This window comes from Enterobacter sp. SGAir0187 (assembly GCF_002952735.2).
Taxonomy (GTDB): Bacteria; Pseudomonadota; Gammaproteobacteria; order Enterobacterales; family Enterobacteriaceae; genus Enterobacter; species Enterobacter quasiroggenkampii.
Genome location: NZ_CP025034.2, coordinates 2569387 through 2585919, shown reverse-complemented (window position 1 = coordinate 2585919; position 16533 = coordinate 2569387). Strand labels below are relative to the sequence as shown.

Sequence of the window (16533 nt, the reverse complement as noted above, 5' to 3'; positions counted from 1 at the left end):
GGGTGAAAAGGGATTAGGCGAGTTGCCATTTGGACAATGGTGATTTCCCTGGAGGAAATCACCATGGATTAGCGGGGATCACTTACCAATACAGAAGCTCGAGAAGATCCGTCCCAGCAGATCGTCCGACGTGAACTCCCCGGTGATCTCGCTTAGATTCTGCTGCGCCAGGCGCAGCTCTTCCGCCAGCAGTTCACCCGCCCACGCACCAATCAGCTGCGCTTTGCCCTGGTCAAGATGGCGTGCCGCCTCTTCCAGCGCCTGCAGGTGACGGCGACGCGCCAGGAAGCCGCCTTCCATGCTGGTATCAAAGCCCATGCTCTGCTTGAGATGGTTACGCAGGTCGTCCACGCCTTCACCGGTCCGCGCCGACAGGCGAATAAGTGAGTGACCATTCACATCGCTGATGCCCAGCGTTTCGCCGGTCACGTCTGCCTTGTTGCGCACCACGGTGATAGGCAGCTTGGCCGGCAGACGGGCGATAAAGTCCGGCCAGATCTCCGCCGGGTCAACGGCGTCGGTCGTTGTGCCGTCCACCATAAACAGCACGCGGTCGGCCTGCTCGATCTCCTGCCAGGCGCGCTCGATACCGATGCGCTCAACCTCGTCGCTGGCATCGCGCAGACCCGCGGTATCGATAATGTGCAGCGGCATCCCGTCGATGTGGATATGCTCGCGCAGCACGTCGCGGGTGGTCCCGGCTATGTCGGTGACGATCGCCGCTTCACGGCCCGCCAGGGCGTTCAGCAGGCTCGATTTCCCGGCGTTAGGGCGTCCGGCAATGACCACCTTCATCCCTTCACGCAGCAGGCTGCCCTGGCGCGCTTCGGCGCGAACGGCGTCGAGATCGGCCATCACCTGGTTGAGCTGGGCTTCGATTTTGCCGTCAGAGAGGAAGTCGATCTCCTCGTCCGGGAAGTCGATCGCCGCTTCCACGTAGATCCTAAGGTGAGTAAGAGCTTCCACAAGGTGATTCACACGCGCGGAGAATGCGCCCTGCAGCGAGTTCAGGGCGGAGCGGGCCGCCTGTTCAGAGCTGGCGTCGATCAGGTCTGCAATCGCCTCGGCCTGCGCCAGGTCGAGCTTGTCGTTGAGGAAGGCACGCTCGGAGAATTCGCCAGGCTTCGCAATGCGCAGGCCTGGCAGGGTCAGAATACGTTTTAACAGCAGGTCGAGGATAACCGGGCCGCCGTGACCCTGAAGTTCCAGCACGTCTTCGCCGGTAAAGGAGTTCGGGCCGGGGAACCACAGCGCAATGCCCTGGTCCAGCGGCGTGCCGTCGGCATCTTTAAACGGAAGGTAATCAGCGTAGCGCGGCTTTGGCAATTTACCCAGCACCGCTTCAGCCACCTCGCGCGCCTTCAGGCCGGAGATGCGCAGAATGCCTACACCACCGCGTCCCGGTGGGGTTGCCTGGGCGACGATAGTGTCGTTATGGCTCATGGTTGGTCTCGTTCAAATACAAATAAAAAAGGCGGTCAATCGACCGCCCTTATTTTAGCGTTAACTTATCGGATCAGGACTTTTTCTTTTCGCGGCTATGCAGGCCACGTTTTTCCAGACCACGGTAAATCAGCTGCTGCTGGATGATGGTCACCAGGTTGCTGACGATATAGTACAGCACCAGACCTGACGGGAACCACAGGAAGAACACGGTGAAGATGACCGGCATAAAGGTCATGATCTTCTGCTGCATCGGGTCGGTCACGGTGGTCGGCGACATCTTCTGGATGAAGAACATCGTCACGCCCATCAGGATCGGCAGGATGTAGTACGGGTCCTGTGCGGACAGGTCATGGATCCACAGGGCGAACGGCGCGTGGCGCAGCTCAACGGAACCCATCAGCATGTAGTACAGCGCAAGGAAGATTGGCATCTGAATCAGCAGCGGGAAGCAGCCACCCAGTGGGTTCACTTTCTCTGCCTTATACAGGGCCATCATTTCCTGGCTCTGACGCTGTTTGTCATCGCCCAGACGCTCACGCATCGCCTGAATCTTCGGCTGCAGCATGCGCATCTTCGCCATGGAGGTGTACTGCGCTTTGGTCAGCGGGTACATGATGCCACGAACGATGAAGGTGATAACGATGATGGAGAAGCCCCAGTTACCCAGGAAGCTGTGGATGAACTTCAGCAGCTTAAACAGCGGCTGAGAGATGAACCACAACCAACCGTAATCCACGGTCAGATCCAGGTGCGGCGCAACAGCGGCCATTTTGTCCTGAATTTCCGGGCCGACCCACAGGGTGCTTGCCAGCTTACCGGTTTGACCCGGCTGAACCAGAACCGGCTGAGATTTGTAGCCGATGGCTGCAAGACCGTTACCCAGGTTCGCGGTATAGAAGTTGTTGGTACCGTCGTTATTTGGCACCCACGCCGTCGCGAAATACTGCTGCAGCATCGCCACCCAACCGCCTTTAGCGCTGACGTTCAGGTTTTCGTTATCGGCAATGGTGTCGAATTTGTATTTCTCGTACTTCGCGTCAGGCGTGGAGTACGCCGCGCCACGGAAGGTATGCAGCGCAAAGTTGCTGCTTCCGGTGTCACGGTGAGACGGCAGATTGATGGACTGCTTCAGCTGGCCAAAGGTCGACAGCTCCAGCGGTTTCGCACTGGCGTTCTGTACGCTGTAGCCCACGTTCACCGCATATTCACCGCGCTTCAGGGTGAAGGTTTTGGTGAAGGTGTTGCCTGCGGCGTCGGTGTACGTCATCGGGATCACGAGTTCGTTCTGACCATCAGCCAGCACAAAGGTGTCGTTCTCGACGTTATACAGTGGACGCGCACCGTTAGCTGGGTTATCCGGGCCATCACGACCGGTCAGTCCGCTCTGCGCCTGGTAGATAAACTCAGGCGTGGTTTCCAGTAACTGGAACGGTTCGTTAGACTTCAGCTCTTTCGGGTAGGTTAACAGCAGCGCCTGCTCAACATCACCACCACGGGTGTTGATAGTCAGCTCAAGCACATCGGTCTTAACCGTAATCTGTTTCCCCTGGCCACTGGCCGGTACGCCCTGGTCGGCGGCGCTACCCGCTGCGGTGGTCGTTGTCTGCGTGACCTGCTGTTGTGGTTGAGGATTTTTATCCTGCTCCCACGCCTGCCAGATCATGAAAGACACGAACAACAAAGCGATGATAAGAAGATTGCGTTGCGAATCCATCGTTAGTGTTCTCTGGTATCAAAGGGTCCTGGGGGGACGGGGTCGTCTCCACCTGGGTGTAAAGGGTGGCATTTTAATACGCGTTTCACCGTCAACCAACTGCCTTTTATCACTCCAAACCTGCGCAATGCCTCAATTCCGTAGCTTGAGCATGTTGGTGTGAAACGGCAGTGCGGCCCGAGTAGCGGACTAATCAGGCGTTGATAGACCCGAATGAGGGCTATCAGGACCCGTGAGCCAGGCGACAGTGGCGGCGCCATAATTTTTCCAACGCTTCCGAGAGAGCACGGTTATCGAGGTCGGCAACCCCTTTCTTCGCCACCACCACGAAATCCATTGAAGGCAGTTCGTGCTGACGTAAACGGAAGCTTTCACGCGTCAGACGTTTAATCCGATTGCGTTCATGCGCACGCTTAACATTTTTCTTGGCGACTGTGAGACCGATGCGGGGATGCCCCAGCGAATTTTGGCGGCCGAGGATGGTGATTTGCGGCGTGCCAGCCCGTTGTGGCTGCTGGAAGACGAAAGTGAAATGAGCGGGAGTTAACAAACGTAACTCCCTGGGAAATGCTAGCTTAACCACTCAGGGGTTAGCTTTATTACTTGGAAACGGTCAGACGAGCGCGGCCTTTAGCACGACGACGTGCCAGAACCTGACGACCATTTTTAGTAGCCATACGAGCACGGAAGCCGTGAGAACGGTTGCGCTTCAGTACAGACGGTTGAAAAGTGCGTTTCATGGCGATTTCTACCTAAACTTGAATAAATTCATGACTTTTGCGGATGCCCGACCGAGTTTCGAATGACGGACGCCGAAGCCGTGGGTGATTAAAGAGGCCGGATTGTAATAATTGTACACTCCGGAGTCAATTCTCTTTCCTTATTTCCCGCGTATTTCCGCACGTTTTCGCGTGGAAAATGAGCAACGGACGACGCAGGAAGATGAGCATCACGCGCCGGGTCGAGGATTATACGGGCTCACCGACAAAGCGCAAGGATCGTCCCGGATCTTCGTTAGATCATTTAAGCAATAAATTGTCTGTGCTCATTAATTTTTCCAATATGCGGGCTAAATCGTGGGGCACTCACGCCAGGATCGTTTACACTTAACCGGTTTCTGATCTTCCTGTGGATAAATCGGGAAGAATCTGTGAGAAACAGAAGATCTCTGGCTCAGTTTAGGCTATGATCCGCGGTCCCGATCGGGATCCCTGGATCCTGGTCAGGATAAATTGCAGATAGCAATTCGCACGTCCCCCTTTACACAGGGTCATGCCGATGTGCGCCAACAATCATGAATATTCAATAGTTTTCTTTTATTGTTCGAGTGGAGTCCGCCGTGTCACTTTCGCTTTGGCAGCAGTGTCTTGCCCGATTGCAGGATGAGTTACCAGCCACAGAATTCAGTATGTGGATCCGCCCGTTGCAGGCGGAACTGAGCGATAACACGCTGGCTTTGTATGCGCCAAACCGTTTTGTGCTCGATTGGGTAAGGGACAAATACCTTAATAACATCAATGGACTGCTGAACGATTTCTGCGGGTCTGATGCCCCACAGCTGCGCTTTGAAGTGGGTACAAAGCCGGTCACCCAAACCGTTCGTGAAACCGTGAACGTCGCAGCGCCTGCTCAGGCCGTTCCTGTTCCGGCCCCTCGCGTCGCACCCGCTCGTCAGGGCTGGGATAATGTTCCCGCACCGGCTGAGCCAACCTACCGCTCTAACGTAAATGTGAAACACACGTTCGATAACTTCGTTGAAGGTAAGTCGAACCAGCTGGCGCGCGCGGCGGCTCGCCAGGTTGCTGATAACCCCGGTGGGGCCTACAACCCGCTGTTCCTGTATGGCGGCACGGGCCTGGGTAAAACGCACCTGCTGCATGCGGTGGGCAACGGCATTATGGCGCGCAAGCCTAATGCCAAAGTAGTGTATATGCACTCCGAGCGCTTCGTTCAGGACATGGTAAAAGCCCTGCAAAACAATGCGATCGAAGAGTTTAAACGCTACTATCGATCTGTTGACGCGCTGCTGATCGATGACATTCAGTTCTTTGCCAATAAAGAACGATCGCAGGAAGAATTTTTCCACACCTTCAACGCCCTGCTGGAAGGCAATCAGCAGATCATTTTGACCTCGGATCGTTATCCAAAAGAGATCAACGGCGTTGAAGATCGTCTGAAATCCCGCTTCGGCTGGGGCCTGACCGTGGCGATCGAGCCACCGGAGCTGGAAACCCGCGTCGCGATCCTGATGAAGAAAGCCGATGAAAACGACATTCGCCTGCCGGGTGAAGTGGCGTTCTTCATTGCCAAGCGTCTGCGCTCCAACGTGCGTGAGCTGGAGGGGGCACTGAACCGCGTTATCGCCAATGCCAACTTTACCGGTCGTGCAATCACCATCGATTTTGTGCGTGAAGCGCTGCGCGATTTGCTGGCATTGCAGGAAAAACTGGTCACTATCGACAATATTCAAAAGACGGTGGCTGAGTACTACAAGATTAAAGTGGCAGATTTACTGTCTAAACGTCGTTCCCGCTCGGTGGCGCGTCCGCGTCAGATGGCGATGGCGCTGGCAAAGGAGTTAACCAACCACAGTCTGCCGGAAATCGGGGATGCGTTTGGTGGCCGTGACCATACGACCGTGCTGCACGCTTGTCGCAAGATTGAGCAGTTACGCGAAGAAAGCCACGACATAAAAGAAGATTTTTCCAATCTAATCAGAACATTATCATCGTGACGCTATGAAATTTACCGTTGAACGTGAACATTTATTAAAACCGCTGCAACAGGTGAGTGGCCCATTAGGCGGCCGCCCAACGCTGCCTATTCTCGGAAACCTGCTGCTTCAGGTCGCGGACGGTACGCTGTCGCTGACCGGTACAGATCTGGAAATGGAAATGATCGCGCGCGTTACGCTGACGCAGCCGCACGACGCGGGCGCGACCACGGTTCCGGCACGTAAATTCTTTGATATCTGCCGCGGGCTGCCGGAAGGCGCTGAAATCGCCGTGCAGCTGGAAGGCGACCGTATGCTGGTACGCTCTGGCCGCAGCCGTTTCTCGCTCTCCACGCTCCCTGCTGCGGACTTCCCGAACCTGGACGACTGGCAGAGCGAAGTGGAATTTACCCTGCCGCAGGCGACGATGAAGCGTCTGATTGAAGCCACGCAGTTCTCCATGGCGCATCAGGACGTTCGTTACTACTTAAACGGCATGCTGTTCGAAACCGAAGGTGAAGAGCTGCGTACCGTGGCCACCGACGGCCACCGTCTGGCGGTCTGTTCGATGCCGATTGGTGACTCACTGCCAAACCATTCGGTGATCGTGCCGCGTAAAGGGGTGATTGAGCTGATGCGTATGCTCGACGGTGGCGACACGCCGCTGCGCGTGCAGATCGGCAGCAATAACATCCGCGCTCACGTGGGCGACTTTGTCTTCACATCGAAGCTGGTTGATGGCCGTTTCCCGGATTATCGCCGCGTATTGCCGAAGAACCCGGACAAAACGCTGGAAGCAGGCTGCGACAGCCTCAAGCAGGCGTTTGCGCGTGCGGCCATTCTCTCTAACGAGAAATTCCGCGGCGTGCGTCTGTATGTGAGTGAAAACCAGATCAAAATCACCGCCAACAACCCGGAGCAGGAAGAGGCAGAAGAGATTCTGGACGTCACCTACGCCGGGGCTGAGATGGAAATCGGCTTCAACGTTAGCTACGTGCTGGATGTGCTGAACGCGCTGAAATGCGAGAACGTGCGCATCCTGCTGACCGACTCCGTTTCGAGCGTACAGATTGAAGATGCCGCATCACAGTCGGCTGCCTATGTTGTCATGCCAATGAGACTGTAATGTCGCTCACCCGTCTGTTGATCCGCGACTTTCGCAACATCGAGAGCGCGGATCTCGCTTTATCCCCTGGCTTTAACTTCCTGGTTGGCGCGAACGGCAGCGGCAAAACCAGCGTGCTGGAAGCCATCTATACGCTCGGCCACGGCCGGGCGTTTCGCAGTTTGCAGATTGGTCGCGTCATTCGCCACGAGCAGGAATCCTTTGTTCTGCACGGGCGTTTGCAGGGCGAGGAGCGGGAGACCGCCATCGGCCTGACCAAAGACAAGCAGGGCGACAGCAAGGTGCGCATCGACGGTACCGACGGTCACAAGGTGGCCGAGCTGGCGCTGCTGATGCCGATGCAGCTGATCACGCCCGAGGGGTTTACTTTACTCAACGGCGGCCCCAAATACAGAAGAGCGTTCCTCGACTGGGGATGCTTTCACAATGAAGCCGGATTCTTTAACGCCTGGAGCAACCTGAAGCGTCTGCTCAAGCAGCGTAACGCCGCACTGCGTCAGGTGACGCGCTACGCCCAGTTGCGTCCGTGGGATAGGGAGTTAATCCCTCTTGCGGAACAGATCAGCCGCTGGCGTGCCGAATACAGCGCAGGTATCGCCGAAGACATGGCCGACACCTGCAAACAGTTTTTACCCGAATTCTCTCTCACCTTCTCCTTCCAGCGCGGCTGGGAGAAAGAGACGGACTATGCCAACGTGTTAGAGAGAAACTTCGAGCGCGACCGCATGTTGACCTATACCGCGCACGGCCCGCACAAGGCGGATTTCCGCATTCGTGCTGACGGTGCGCCGGTGGAAGACACGCTGTCGCGCGGGCAGCTCAAGCTCCTGATGTGTGCGCTACGCCTGGCACAGGGGGAGTTTCTCACCCGCGAGAGCGGGCGACGCTGCCTGTACCTGATAGATGATTTTGCCTCGGAACTTGACGACGCGCGGCGCGGGCTGCTTGCCAGCCGCTTAAAAGCCACGCAGTCGCAGGTTTTCGTCAGCGCGATAAGCGCTGAACACGTTATAGACATGTCGGACGAAAATTCGAAGATGTTTACCGTGGAAAAGGGTAAAATAACGGATTAACCCAAGTTGAAATGAGCGAGAAACGTTGATGTCGAATTCTTATGACTCCTCCAGTATCAAAGTCCTGAAAGGGCTGGATGCGGTGCGTAAGCGCCCGGGTATGTATATCGGCGACACGGATGACGGCACCGGTCTGCACCACATGGTATTCGAGGTGGTAGATAACGCTATCGACGAAGCGCTCGCGGGTCACTGTAAAGACATCGTGGTCACCATCCATGCGGATAACTCCGTCTCCGTCACCGATGACGGTCGTGGCATCCCAACCGGTATTCACCCGGAAGAGGGCGTCTCTGCGGCGGAAGTGATCATGACCGTCCTGCACGCAGGCGGTAAGTTCGACGATAACTCCTATAAAGTTTCCGGCGGCCTGCACGGCGTGGGTGTTTCGGTAGTAAACGCCCTGTCGCAGAAGCTGGAGCTGGTTATCCAGCGCGAAGGCAAAATCCACCGTCAGCTTTATACGCACGGCGTGCCGCAGGCACCGCTGGCCGTCACGGGCGACACCGACAAAACCGGTACCATGGTGCGTTTCTGGCCGAGCCTCGAAACCTTCACCAATGTCACCGAGTTCGAGTACGACATCCTGGCGAAACGCCTGCGTGAACTGTCGTTCCTGAACTCCGGCGTCTCGATTCGCCTGCGCGACAAGCGTGACAACAAAGAAGACCACTTCCACTACGAAGGCGGTATCAAGGCGTTCGTTGAGTATCTGAACAAGAACAAAACGCCTATTCACCCGAATATCTTCTACTTCTCCACCGAAAAAGACGGTATCGGCGTGGAAGTGGCGCTGCAGTGGAACGACGGTTTCCAGGAAAACATCTACTGCTTCACCAACAACATTCCACAGCGTGACGGTGGTACTCACCTTGCAGGCTTCCGTGCGGCGATGACCCGTACCCTGAACGCCTACATGGACAAAGAAGGCTACAGCAAGAAAGCGAAAGTCAGCGCCACCGGTGACGATGCCCGTGAAGGCCTGATTGCCGTTGTCTCCGTGAAAGTGCCGGATCCGAAGTTCTCCTCACAGACCAAAGACAAGCTGGTCTCTTCTGAGGTGAAATCGGCGGTTGAGCAGCAGATGAACGAACTGCTGAGCGAATACCTGCTGGAAAACCCGTCCGACGCGAAAATCGTGGTGGGCAAAATTATCGATGCGGCGCGTGCCCGTGAAGCGGCGCGTAAAGCCCGTGAAATGACCCGTCGTAAAGGCGCGCTGGACTTAGCCGGCCTGCCGGGCAAGCTGGCTGACTGCCAGGAACGCGACCCGGCGCTGTCCGAACTGTACCTCGTGGAAGGGGACTCCGCGGGCGGTTCTGCGAAGCAGGGCCGTAACCGTAAGAACCAGGCGATTCTGCCGCTGAAGGGTAAAATCCTCAACGTTGAGAAAGCCCGCTTCGACAAGATGCTCTCTTCTCAGGAAGTGGCGACGCTCATCACCGCGCTGGGCTGCGGCATCGGCCGTGACGAGTACAACCCGGACAAACTGCGCTATCACAGCATCATCATCATGACCGATGCGGACGTCGACGGCTCGCACATTCGTACGCTGCTGTTGACCTTCTTCTATCGTCAGATGCCTGAAATCGTTGAACGTGGCCACGTCTACATTGCCCAGCCGCCGCTGTACAAAGTGAAGAAAGGCAAGCAGGAACAGTACATCAAAGATGACGAAGCGATGGATCAGTACCAAATCGCAATCGCACTTGATGGCGCAACCCTGCACGCGAACTCGCACGCTCCTGCACTGGCCGGTGAGCCGCTGGAGCGTCTGGTGTCCGAGTTCAACGCCACGCAGAAAATGATTACGCGTATGGAACGCCGTTATCCGAAAACGCTGCTGAAGGAGCTGGTTTATCAGCCAACCCTGACTGAAGCCGATCTGAGCGACGAGCAGACCGTCACCCGCTGGGTGAACGCCCTGGTGACCGATCTGAACGAGAAAGAGCAGCACGGCAGCCAGTGGAAATGCGATGTTCAGCAGAACGCCGATCATCAGTTCGAGCCGATCGTTCGCGTGCGTACCCACGGCGTCGACACCGACTACCCGCTGGAGCACGAGTTTGTCACCGGTCCGGAATACCGTCGTATCTGCACACTCGGCGAGAAGCTGCGCGGCCTGATCGAAGACGATGCGTTTATCGAACGTGGCGAACGTCGTCAGCCGGTAGCCAGCTTCGAGCAGGCGCTGGACTGGCTGGTGAAAGAGTCCCGTCGCGGCCTCGCGATCCAGCGCTATAAAGGTCTGGGCGAAATGAACCCGGAGCAGCTGTGGGAAACCACCATGGATCCGGAAAGCCGCCGCATGCTGCGCGTTACCGTTAAGGACGCGATTGCTGCAGACCAGCTGTTCACCACCCTGATGGGCGATGCGGTTGAACCACGTCGTGCCTTCATCGAAGAGAACGCCCTGAAAGCGGCAAATATCGATATTTAATCGACGTGATACCGCACGATAACTGGCCGCGCGTTTAGCGCGGCTTTTTTATGGGCGCAGGCATATCCAGCGACATCACGGACGGTAAACGGCTCGCCAGCGTGTCTATGGCCATTCTTACCCTTAGCGGCAGGTGTGGCGTCTGCTGCCAGACCGCATGTATGTCAAAATGGACATCCGGCGCCTGCTTCAGGAGCGGGACGAGTTTACCCTGGTGAATATCTTTAACGACCATCCAGCAGGGCAGCCATGCAATGCCATGTCCGGCCAGCGCAGCGTCGCAGATCGCCTGCAAATCATCCATATTAAGTGATGACCGGGGAGTAAAGGTGTGCGACGTTCCTTCGTTATCCATCAGCTGCCAGGAGAGGACTCTGCCTGCGCGCAGATAGTTAATGGCCGTATGATGGGGTAAATCAGCCACGCTTTGTGGCTGGCCTTTCTTCTGCAGATACTCCGGCGCGGCGCACAACACCATGCGATATTCTCCCAGCTTTCTGGCGACCAGCACGCTACTGTCCTGAAGCGTGCCGTTACGCACCGCCATATCAAACCCTTCCTCGACCAGATCTACCACGCGGTCGCTGAATGACATTTCCAGTTCAAGCCCGGGGTGTTCCTGCGCCAGTTCAATCAACAGCGGCGCGACGCACTGGCGACCAAACAGCACCGGCATGGCAACGCGCAGGCGGCCGCTGACCTGCTGTTTCCCGGTTTCAAGCAGCGACTCTGCGCCCCGAATCTCCTCCAGCGCGCGCAGACAGCGTTCATAAAAAAGGGCGCCGTTATCGGTCAGACTCTGGCTGCGGGTGGTGCGTTGGAAAAGACGTACCCCCAGCCGCTCTTCAAGGCGGGCAATGCTTTTTCCAACCGCCGAGCGTGACAAATGCAGACGGATGGCGGCCTGAGCAAAACTTCCCGCCTCAACGGCGGCCACAAAAACAGGAATATCCTTCAGCGTATCGGTCATGGATTGTATCTATTCTGGCGTCAATAAAGAGAAAACTTATCGCCACTGGCGACGCTTAGTCAACGGTAGACTGTCAGGACTAAAGCTCATCTGATGGCAGGAGAAATAAAATGACAGAGACAATGCAACGCTGGTCCATGGACGCCCTCGGGCGCGAGAACCTCAAGCTGACTCAGGCACCCGTTCCACAGCCTGGCCGGGGTGAAGTGCGCGTGCGGGTGAATGCCGTTGCGCTCAACTATCGCGATAAAATGGTGATTGAAGGCACGATGCCGATTCCGCTTTCCTTCCCGTTTACCCCGGCGTCTGACATGGCGGGCGTCGTAGACAGCGTTGGTGAAGGCGTCACGCGTTTCCAGCCCGGCGCTCGCGTCATCTCAACCTTCTTCCCGGAGTGGATCGACGGTAAACCGCAGGCGGACGCGCGCAATTTGCCCTATAGAACGTCCGGTGGATACTTCCAGGGAATGCTGGCCGAGTATGTGATTGTGAAGGAAGACGCGCTGGCGGCATCGCCGGAAACCCTGGATGACGCAGAGGCCAGCACCTTACCCTGTGCAGGGCTTACCGCCTGGTTTGCGCTGGTAGAACGCGGCCAGCTGCGCGCCGGACAGTCGGTGCTGGTTCAGGGGACGGGTGGCGTGGCGATTTTCGCCCTGCAAATTGCCAAAGCGCACGGCGCAGAGGTATTTGTCACCTCGGGGAGCGATGAAAAACTGGCGTTGGCCAAAAAACTGGGGGCCAGCCAGGGCATCAACCGCCTGAAAGGCGACTGGGCTGAAAATACGCTGGCACTGACGCAGGATCGCGGCATCGACCATATTATTGAAACCGTGGGCGGGGAGAACCTGAAGCACTCCCTGCGCGCCGTTGCCGTTCATGGACGTATCTCGGTCATTGGCGTGCTGGCCGGCACTGACATTTCGCTCTCTGCTGGCGAACTGTTGCTGAAATCTCCCGTCATTCAGGGGATCGGTGTAGGACACCGCAGGGCGCTGGAAGATTTCGTCCGCGCTGTTGATGTCACCGGACTGAAACCCGTGATTGAGCATCGCTACCGTTTTAACGAGCTTGAACAGGCACTTGAGCATCTCGATCGCGGTGCGTTTGGTAAAATCGTTCTCACCCGCGAGTAGGTCTTTATTCCCCGGGAGAGGCGTAAAAGGGGGCTTTTGTTGCGCAATATAGCTCTATTTTTGTGTGCTTAATCGCGTTAGCATGAGGCAGCACTCATTTATCCCGGGGATCTCATGGCTATAAAACTTATTGCAATCGATATGGACGGCACGCTGTTGCTGCCAGACCACACTATCTCTCCAGCCGTTAAGAACGCGATCGCCGCGGCACGCGCCAAGGGTGTTAATGTGGTCCTCACCACGGGGCGTCCGTATGCGGGCGTGCACAGCTACCTGAAAGAGCTGCACATGAATCAGCCTGGCGACTACTGCATCACCTATAACGGCGCGCTGGTACAGAAAGCCGCGGATGGCAGTACGGTTGCGCAAACTGCGCTGAGCTACGATGACTACCGGTTCCTGGAAAAACTGTCCCGTGAAGTGGGCTCCCACTTCCACGCCCTCGATCGCAATACGCTTTATACCGCCAACCGTGATATCAGCTACTACACGGTACATGAATCCTACGTGGCGACCATTCCGCTGGTGTTCTGTGAAGCCGAGAAAATGGATCCGGCCATCCAGTTCCTGAAAGTGATGATGATCGACGAGCCGGAGATCCTGGATAAAGCGATTGCGCGCATTCCGGCCGAAGTGAAAGAGAAATACACCGTGCTGAAAAGTGCGCCGTATTTCCTTGAAATCCTCGATAAACGCGTCAATAAAGGCACCGGCGTGAAATCGCTGGCCGACGCGCTGGGCATCAAGCCGGAGGAAATCATGGCGCTGGGCGACCAGGAAAACGACATCGCGATGATTGAATTCGCGGGCATGGGCGTGGCGATGGATAACGCCATTCCGTCGGTGAAAGAAGTGGCTAATTTTGTCACCAAATCTAACCTCGAAGACGGCGTGGCTTACGCCATTGAGAAGTTTGTGCTGAACTAAACATCCGCTTGCGATACCCTGATGCGATAACAGCGCATCAGGGTATCCTCATGAAACAAATCACCTTCGCTTCCCGCAACCACCAGCTGACCAACATCAACACCTGGACGCCGGACAGCCAGTGGCTGGTCTATGACGTACGCCCGTCAGGTGCATCGTTCACCGGAGAAACCATCGAGCGGGTCAACGTCGGCACGGGCGAGGTAGACGTGGTTTATCGCGCCACTGACGGCGCGCACGTTGGCGTGGTGACCGTTCATCCTGCGCAAGAGAAATACGTCTTTATCCACGGTCCGAAAAACCCGGATGCAGACTGGCACTACGATTTTCATCATCGTCAGGGGGTGATTGTGTATCACGGTCAGGTGAGCAACCTGGACGCAATGGATATCACTTCGCCGTACACCCCTGGCGCGCTGCGCGGCGGCAGCCACGTCCATGTCTTCAGCCCGAACGGGCTGCTCGTCAGCTTTACCTATAACGACCACGTGCTGCACGTGCGCGATCCTAAACGTGATTTACGCAACGTCGGCGTGGCGGCGCCTTACGGGCCGGTGACACCGCAGGGTAACCATCCCCGCGAATACCCGGGCGCTTACTGGAGCGTGCTGGTCAGCCGCACGACGCCCAACCCGCAGCCGGGCAGTGACGAGATTAACCGCGCCTATGAAGAGGGCTGGGTGGGCAACACCAGGCTGGCGTTTATCGGCGATACCCTCTCTGCGCAGGGCGAAAAAGTCCCGGAACTGTTTATCGTCGACCTGCCGGAAGACGAGCAGGGCTGGAAACGCGCGGGCGATGCGCCGCTGCAGGGCACCGAAGAGACCCTGCCAGCCCCGCCTGCTGGCGTGAAGCAGCGTCGTCTGACCTTTACGCATCAGAGGGCCTATCCGGGCCTGGTGAACGTGCCACGTCACTGGGTTCGCAGCAACCCGGAGGGGACACAGATCGCGTTTCTGATGCGCGACGATAACGGCATTGTGCAGCTGTGGCTAATCTCGCCTGAGGGCGGCGAGCCGCGCCAGCTGACGCAGACCGCGAGCGGTATTCAGTCTGCGTTTAACTGGCATCCGGCGGGTGACCGACTGGGGTTTGTGCTCGAAAACCGGATCGCCTGCTGTGACGCGCAGACCGGAGAGGTGACGTTTTTGACGTCCGATCACGGCAATCCGCCGTCTGCTGATGCCGTCGTGTTTTCCCCGGACGGGCGCTTTATCGCGTGGATGGAAGAGACAGGGGGTTTCCGTCAACTTTGGTTAACGGAAACCGCGCATAACTAGCGTGGAGGCATGTTAGCGGGCGGGATAACGGCGTTTGTCGCCAGATTCTCCTGCTCGCTTTTTTCTACCCGTGAGCGCACGGAGTTGTCCTTACGAAACATATCCCACGGCAGCAAAAGTGTATCCGCCACAGCCGTAAACGGCATATCCAGGATAACCAGGGATTTGGTGCCCCAGTTTGTATCGTCATCGGAGATCATCGCCGCGCTGGCACGCGTCCCCGGATATGTTCCTTCTTTACCGCCGGTGTGAGACATCACGCTCGAACACCCGCAAAGTAAAACAACCCCGCTGAACGTCGTCAGCTTTATCAGAACATTTTTCATCATCACTCAGTCATCGTTAATGGCACTGCATAGACCTGCAACTCAGGGTTATAACGAGCCTTAACCAAAATGGATAGCCCGATAACCCCGCACTGTGGCAGCCATCGCAATTTAACCCTTTGTGCTGTTGTCCCAGTCTAAGCGAGATGCAGGAAAGTGCAAAAAAAAGTGCAGTCGTCGCGCTTGAAAAGCCCGGTTGCAGACCCATTTTAAGAATACGACCCGATAACGAACTCGCCTGATGGGTGTTCGGGGGGCGCAAAGGCCTGTCCATGGTGGAAGGCTTAATTTTCTCGCTGATTTCAGGAGTTTTATTTATGCGTAACTTCGATCTTTCTCCGCTATACCGTTCTGCAATTGGTTTTGACCGCCTGTTTAACCATTTAGAAAATAACCAAAGCCAGAGTAACGGCTACCCTCCATACAATGTTGAGCTGGTTGATGAAAACCACTACCGCATCGCCATTGCCGTCGCCGGTTTTGCAGAAAACGAACTGGAGATCACCGCGCAGGACAATCTGCTGGTGGTGAAAGGTTCCCATACGGCCGAGCAGAAAGAACGTACCTACCTTTACCAGGGCATCGCTGAGCGCAACTTTGAACGCAAGTTCCAGTTAGCCGAGAACATTCACGTGAAAGGCGCGAACCTGGTCAACGGCCTGCTGTTTATCGAACTGGAACGTGTGATTCCGGAAGAGAAAAAACCGCGTCGTATCGAAATTAACTAATTATGCGGGTCGCGCGAGCGGCCCACCCAGACTTGCTTGCCGTAACGGGAGCATATGCGAATCCATCCGGATTTGCAGGAACAACTGCGCACAAAATTAAACTGTGCCGAACTCGCTTCTCAGAAGGAGATTTAGTATGCGTAACTACGATTTATCCCCCTTACTTCGTCAGTGGATTGGTTTTGACAAACTGGCTAATGCCCTGCAAAACACCGCTGAGCAACAGACGTTTCCGCCGTACAACATCGAAAAAAGCGACGATAACCACTATCGCATCACCCTGGCGCTGGCCGGCTTCCGTCAGGAGGATCTGGATATTCAGCTCGAAGGCACGCGTCTGACCGTGAAAGGTACGCCGGAGAAACAAGAGACCGAGACCAAATGGCTGCATCAGGGGCTGGTTAATCAGCCGTTTAGCCTGAGCTTTACCCTGGCAGACCATATGGACGTCTCCGGCGCAACGTTTACCAACGGGCTGCTGCATATTGATTTGACCCGTAACGTGCCGGAAGCCATCGCCCCGCAGCGTATCGCCATTAGCGATCGGCCGGCGTTAAACAGCTAATCGTGTGCGGGCTGGTGCCCTCACCCCGGCCCTCTCCCACAGGGAGAGGGTGAAAAGATAAAGCCCTGCCCCGGCAGGGCTTTTTTGTG

16 protein-coding genes and 1 other annotated feature are annotated in these 16533 nt (G+C 56.4%); of the genes, 9 read left to right on the top strand and 7 right to left on the bottom strand.

Going from position 1 to position 16533, the window contains the following annotated elements:
• Positions 1-78: 78 nt before the first annotated feature.
• From mnmE to rpmH, 5 genes are all read right to left on the bottom strand, one after another.
• Positions 79-1443 (bottom strand): tRNA uridine-5-carboxymethylaminomethyl(34) synthesis GTPase MnmE, encoded by a 1365-nt coding sequence (gene mnmE, locus CWR52_RS12430; RefSeq protein ID WP_032654291.1) that lies wholly within the window; start codon positions 1441-1443, stop codon positions 79-81.
• A 73-nt stretch (positions 1444-1516) separates the two neighbouring features.
• Positions 1517-3160 carry a membrane protein insertase YidC gene (yidC, locus tag CWR52_RS12425; protein WP_023617679.1) on the bottom strand — a complete coding sequence of 548 codons (1644 nt, stop codon included), beginning with the start codon at positions 3158-3160 and terminating at the stop codon, positions 1517-1519.
• A 2-nt stretch (positions 3161-3162) separates the two neighbouring features.
• Positions 3163-3420, bottom strand: coding sequence for a membrane protein insertion efficiency factor YidD (gene yidD, locus CWR52_RS12420; RefSeq protein ID WP_001307474.1), 258 nt, complete (start codon positions 3418-3420; stop codon positions 3163-3165).
• Entirely contained in the window at positions 3384-3743 is a 360-nt protein-coding gene (rnpA, locus tag CWR52_RS12415; RefSeq protein WP_024907873.1) for a ribonuclease P protein component, read from the bottom strand. The genes yidD and rnpA overlap by 37 nt, the downstream gene beginning before the upstream one ends.
• A 16-nt stretch (positions 3744-3759) precedes the next feature.
• Positions 3760-3900, bottom strand: a complete 141-nt coding sequence (gene rpmH / locus CWR52_RS12410; RefSeq protein WP_000831330.1) for a 50S ribosomal protein L34 — start codon at positions 3898-3900, stop codon at positions 3760-3762.
• A 599-nt stretch (positions 3901-4499) separates the two neighbouring features.
• Between rpmH and dnaA the strand changes: the two genes are divergently transcribed.
• Genes dnaA through gyrB form a run of 4 tightly spaced genes read left to right on the top strand, consistent with a single transcriptional unit; the run spans position 4500 to position 10512 of the window.
• Positions 4500-5894, top strand: coding sequence for a chromosomal replication initiator protein DnaA (gene dnaA / locus CWR52_RS12405; protein ID WP_104949810.1), 1395 nt, complete (start codon positions 4500-4502; stop codon positions 5892-5894).
• Between the two features lie 4 nt (positions 5895-5898).
• Positions 5899-6999 carry a DNA polymerase III subunit beta gene (gene dnaN / locus CWR52_RS12400; RefSeq protein WP_008500170.1) on the top strand — a complete coding sequence of 367 codons (1101 nt, stop codon included), beginning with the start codon at positions 5899-5901 and terminating at the stop codon, positions 6997-6999.
• Positions 6999-8072, top strand: coding sequence for a DNA replication/repair protein RecF (recF, locus tag CWR52_RS12395; protein ID WP_104949809.1), 1074 nt, complete (start codon positions 6999-7001; stop codon positions 8070-8072). The genes dnaN and recF overlap by 1 nt, the downstream gene beginning before the upstream one ends.
• A gap of 28 nt (positions 8073-8100) precedes the next feature.
• Complete coding sequence (gyrB, locus tag CWR52_RS12390; protein WP_048030320.1) at positions 8101-10512, top strand: DNA topoisomerase (ATP-hydrolyzing) subunit B; 2412 nt, start codon at positions 8101-8103, stop codon at positions 10510-10512.
• Positions 10513-10546: 34 nt separating this feature from the next.
• On the opposite strand, the gene CWR52_RS12385 is transcribed toward gyrB, so the two are convergent.
• Entirely contained in the window at positions 10547-11482 is a 936-nt protein-coding gene (locus CWR52_RS12385) for a LysR family transcriptional regulator (protein ID WP_104949808.1), read from the bottom strand.
• Positions 11483-11592: 110 nt separating this feature from the next.
• On the opposite strand from CWR52_RS12385, the gene CWR52_RS12380 reads away from it, so the two are divergent.
• From CWR52_RS12380 to CWR52_RS12370, 3 genes are all read left to right on the top strand, one after another.
• Positions 11593-12618: a zinc-dependent alcohol dehydrogenase family protein gene (locus tag CWR52_RS12380; protein ID WP_104949807.1), complete on the top strand. Its 1026-nt coding sequence runs from the start codon at positions 11593-11595 to the stop codon at positions 12616-12618.
• A 114-nt stretch (positions 12619-12732) separates the two neighbouring features.
• Positions 12733-13545: a sugar-phosphatase gene (gene yidA, locus CWR52_RS12375; RefSeq protein ID WP_104949806.1), complete on the top strand. Its 813-nt coding sequence runs from the start codon at positions 12733-12735 to the stop codon at positions 13543-13545.
• Between the two features lie 50 nt (positions 13546-13595).
• Entirely contained in the window at positions 13596-14825 is a 1230-nt protein-coding gene (locus CWR52_RS12370) for a DUF3748 domain-containing protein (protein ID WP_104949805.1), read from the top strand.
• Here CWR52_RS12370 and CWR52_RS12365 read toward each other — a convergent pair.
• Positions 14822-15154, bottom strand: a complete 333-nt coding sequence (locus CWR52_RS12365) for a YceK/YidQ family lipoprotein (protein WP_104949804.1) — start codon at positions 15152-15154, stop codon at positions 14822-14824. The genes CWR52_RS12370 and CWR52_RS12365 overlap by 4 nt on opposite strands.
• A gap of 249 nt (positions 15155-15403) precedes the next feature.
• Positions 15404-15475, top strand: a sequence feature (ROSE (Repression Of Heat Shock gene Expression) occurs in the 5'-region of heat shock genes and acts as an RNA thermometer to modulate expression.).
• On the opposite strand from CWR52_RS12365, the gene ibpA reads away from it, so the two are divergent.
• Both ibpA and ibpB read left to right on the top strand, forming a co-directional pair.
• Positions 15469-15879 carry a small heat shock chaperone IbpA gene (gene ibpA, locus CWR52_RS12360; RefSeq protein WP_008500162.1) on the top strand — a complete coding sequence of 137 codons (411 nt, stop codon included), beginning with the start codon at positions 15469-15471 and terminating at the stop codon, positions 15877-15879. (Overlaps the previous feature by 7 nt.)
• A 136-nt stretch (positions 15880-16015) precedes the next feature.
• Positions 16016-16444, top strand: coding sequence for a small heat shock chaperone IbpB (gene ibpB, locus CWR52_RS12355; RefSeq protein WP_008500161.1), 429 nt, complete (start codon positions 16016-16018; stop codon positions 16442-16444).
• Positions 16445-16533 lie beyond the last annotated feature (89 nt).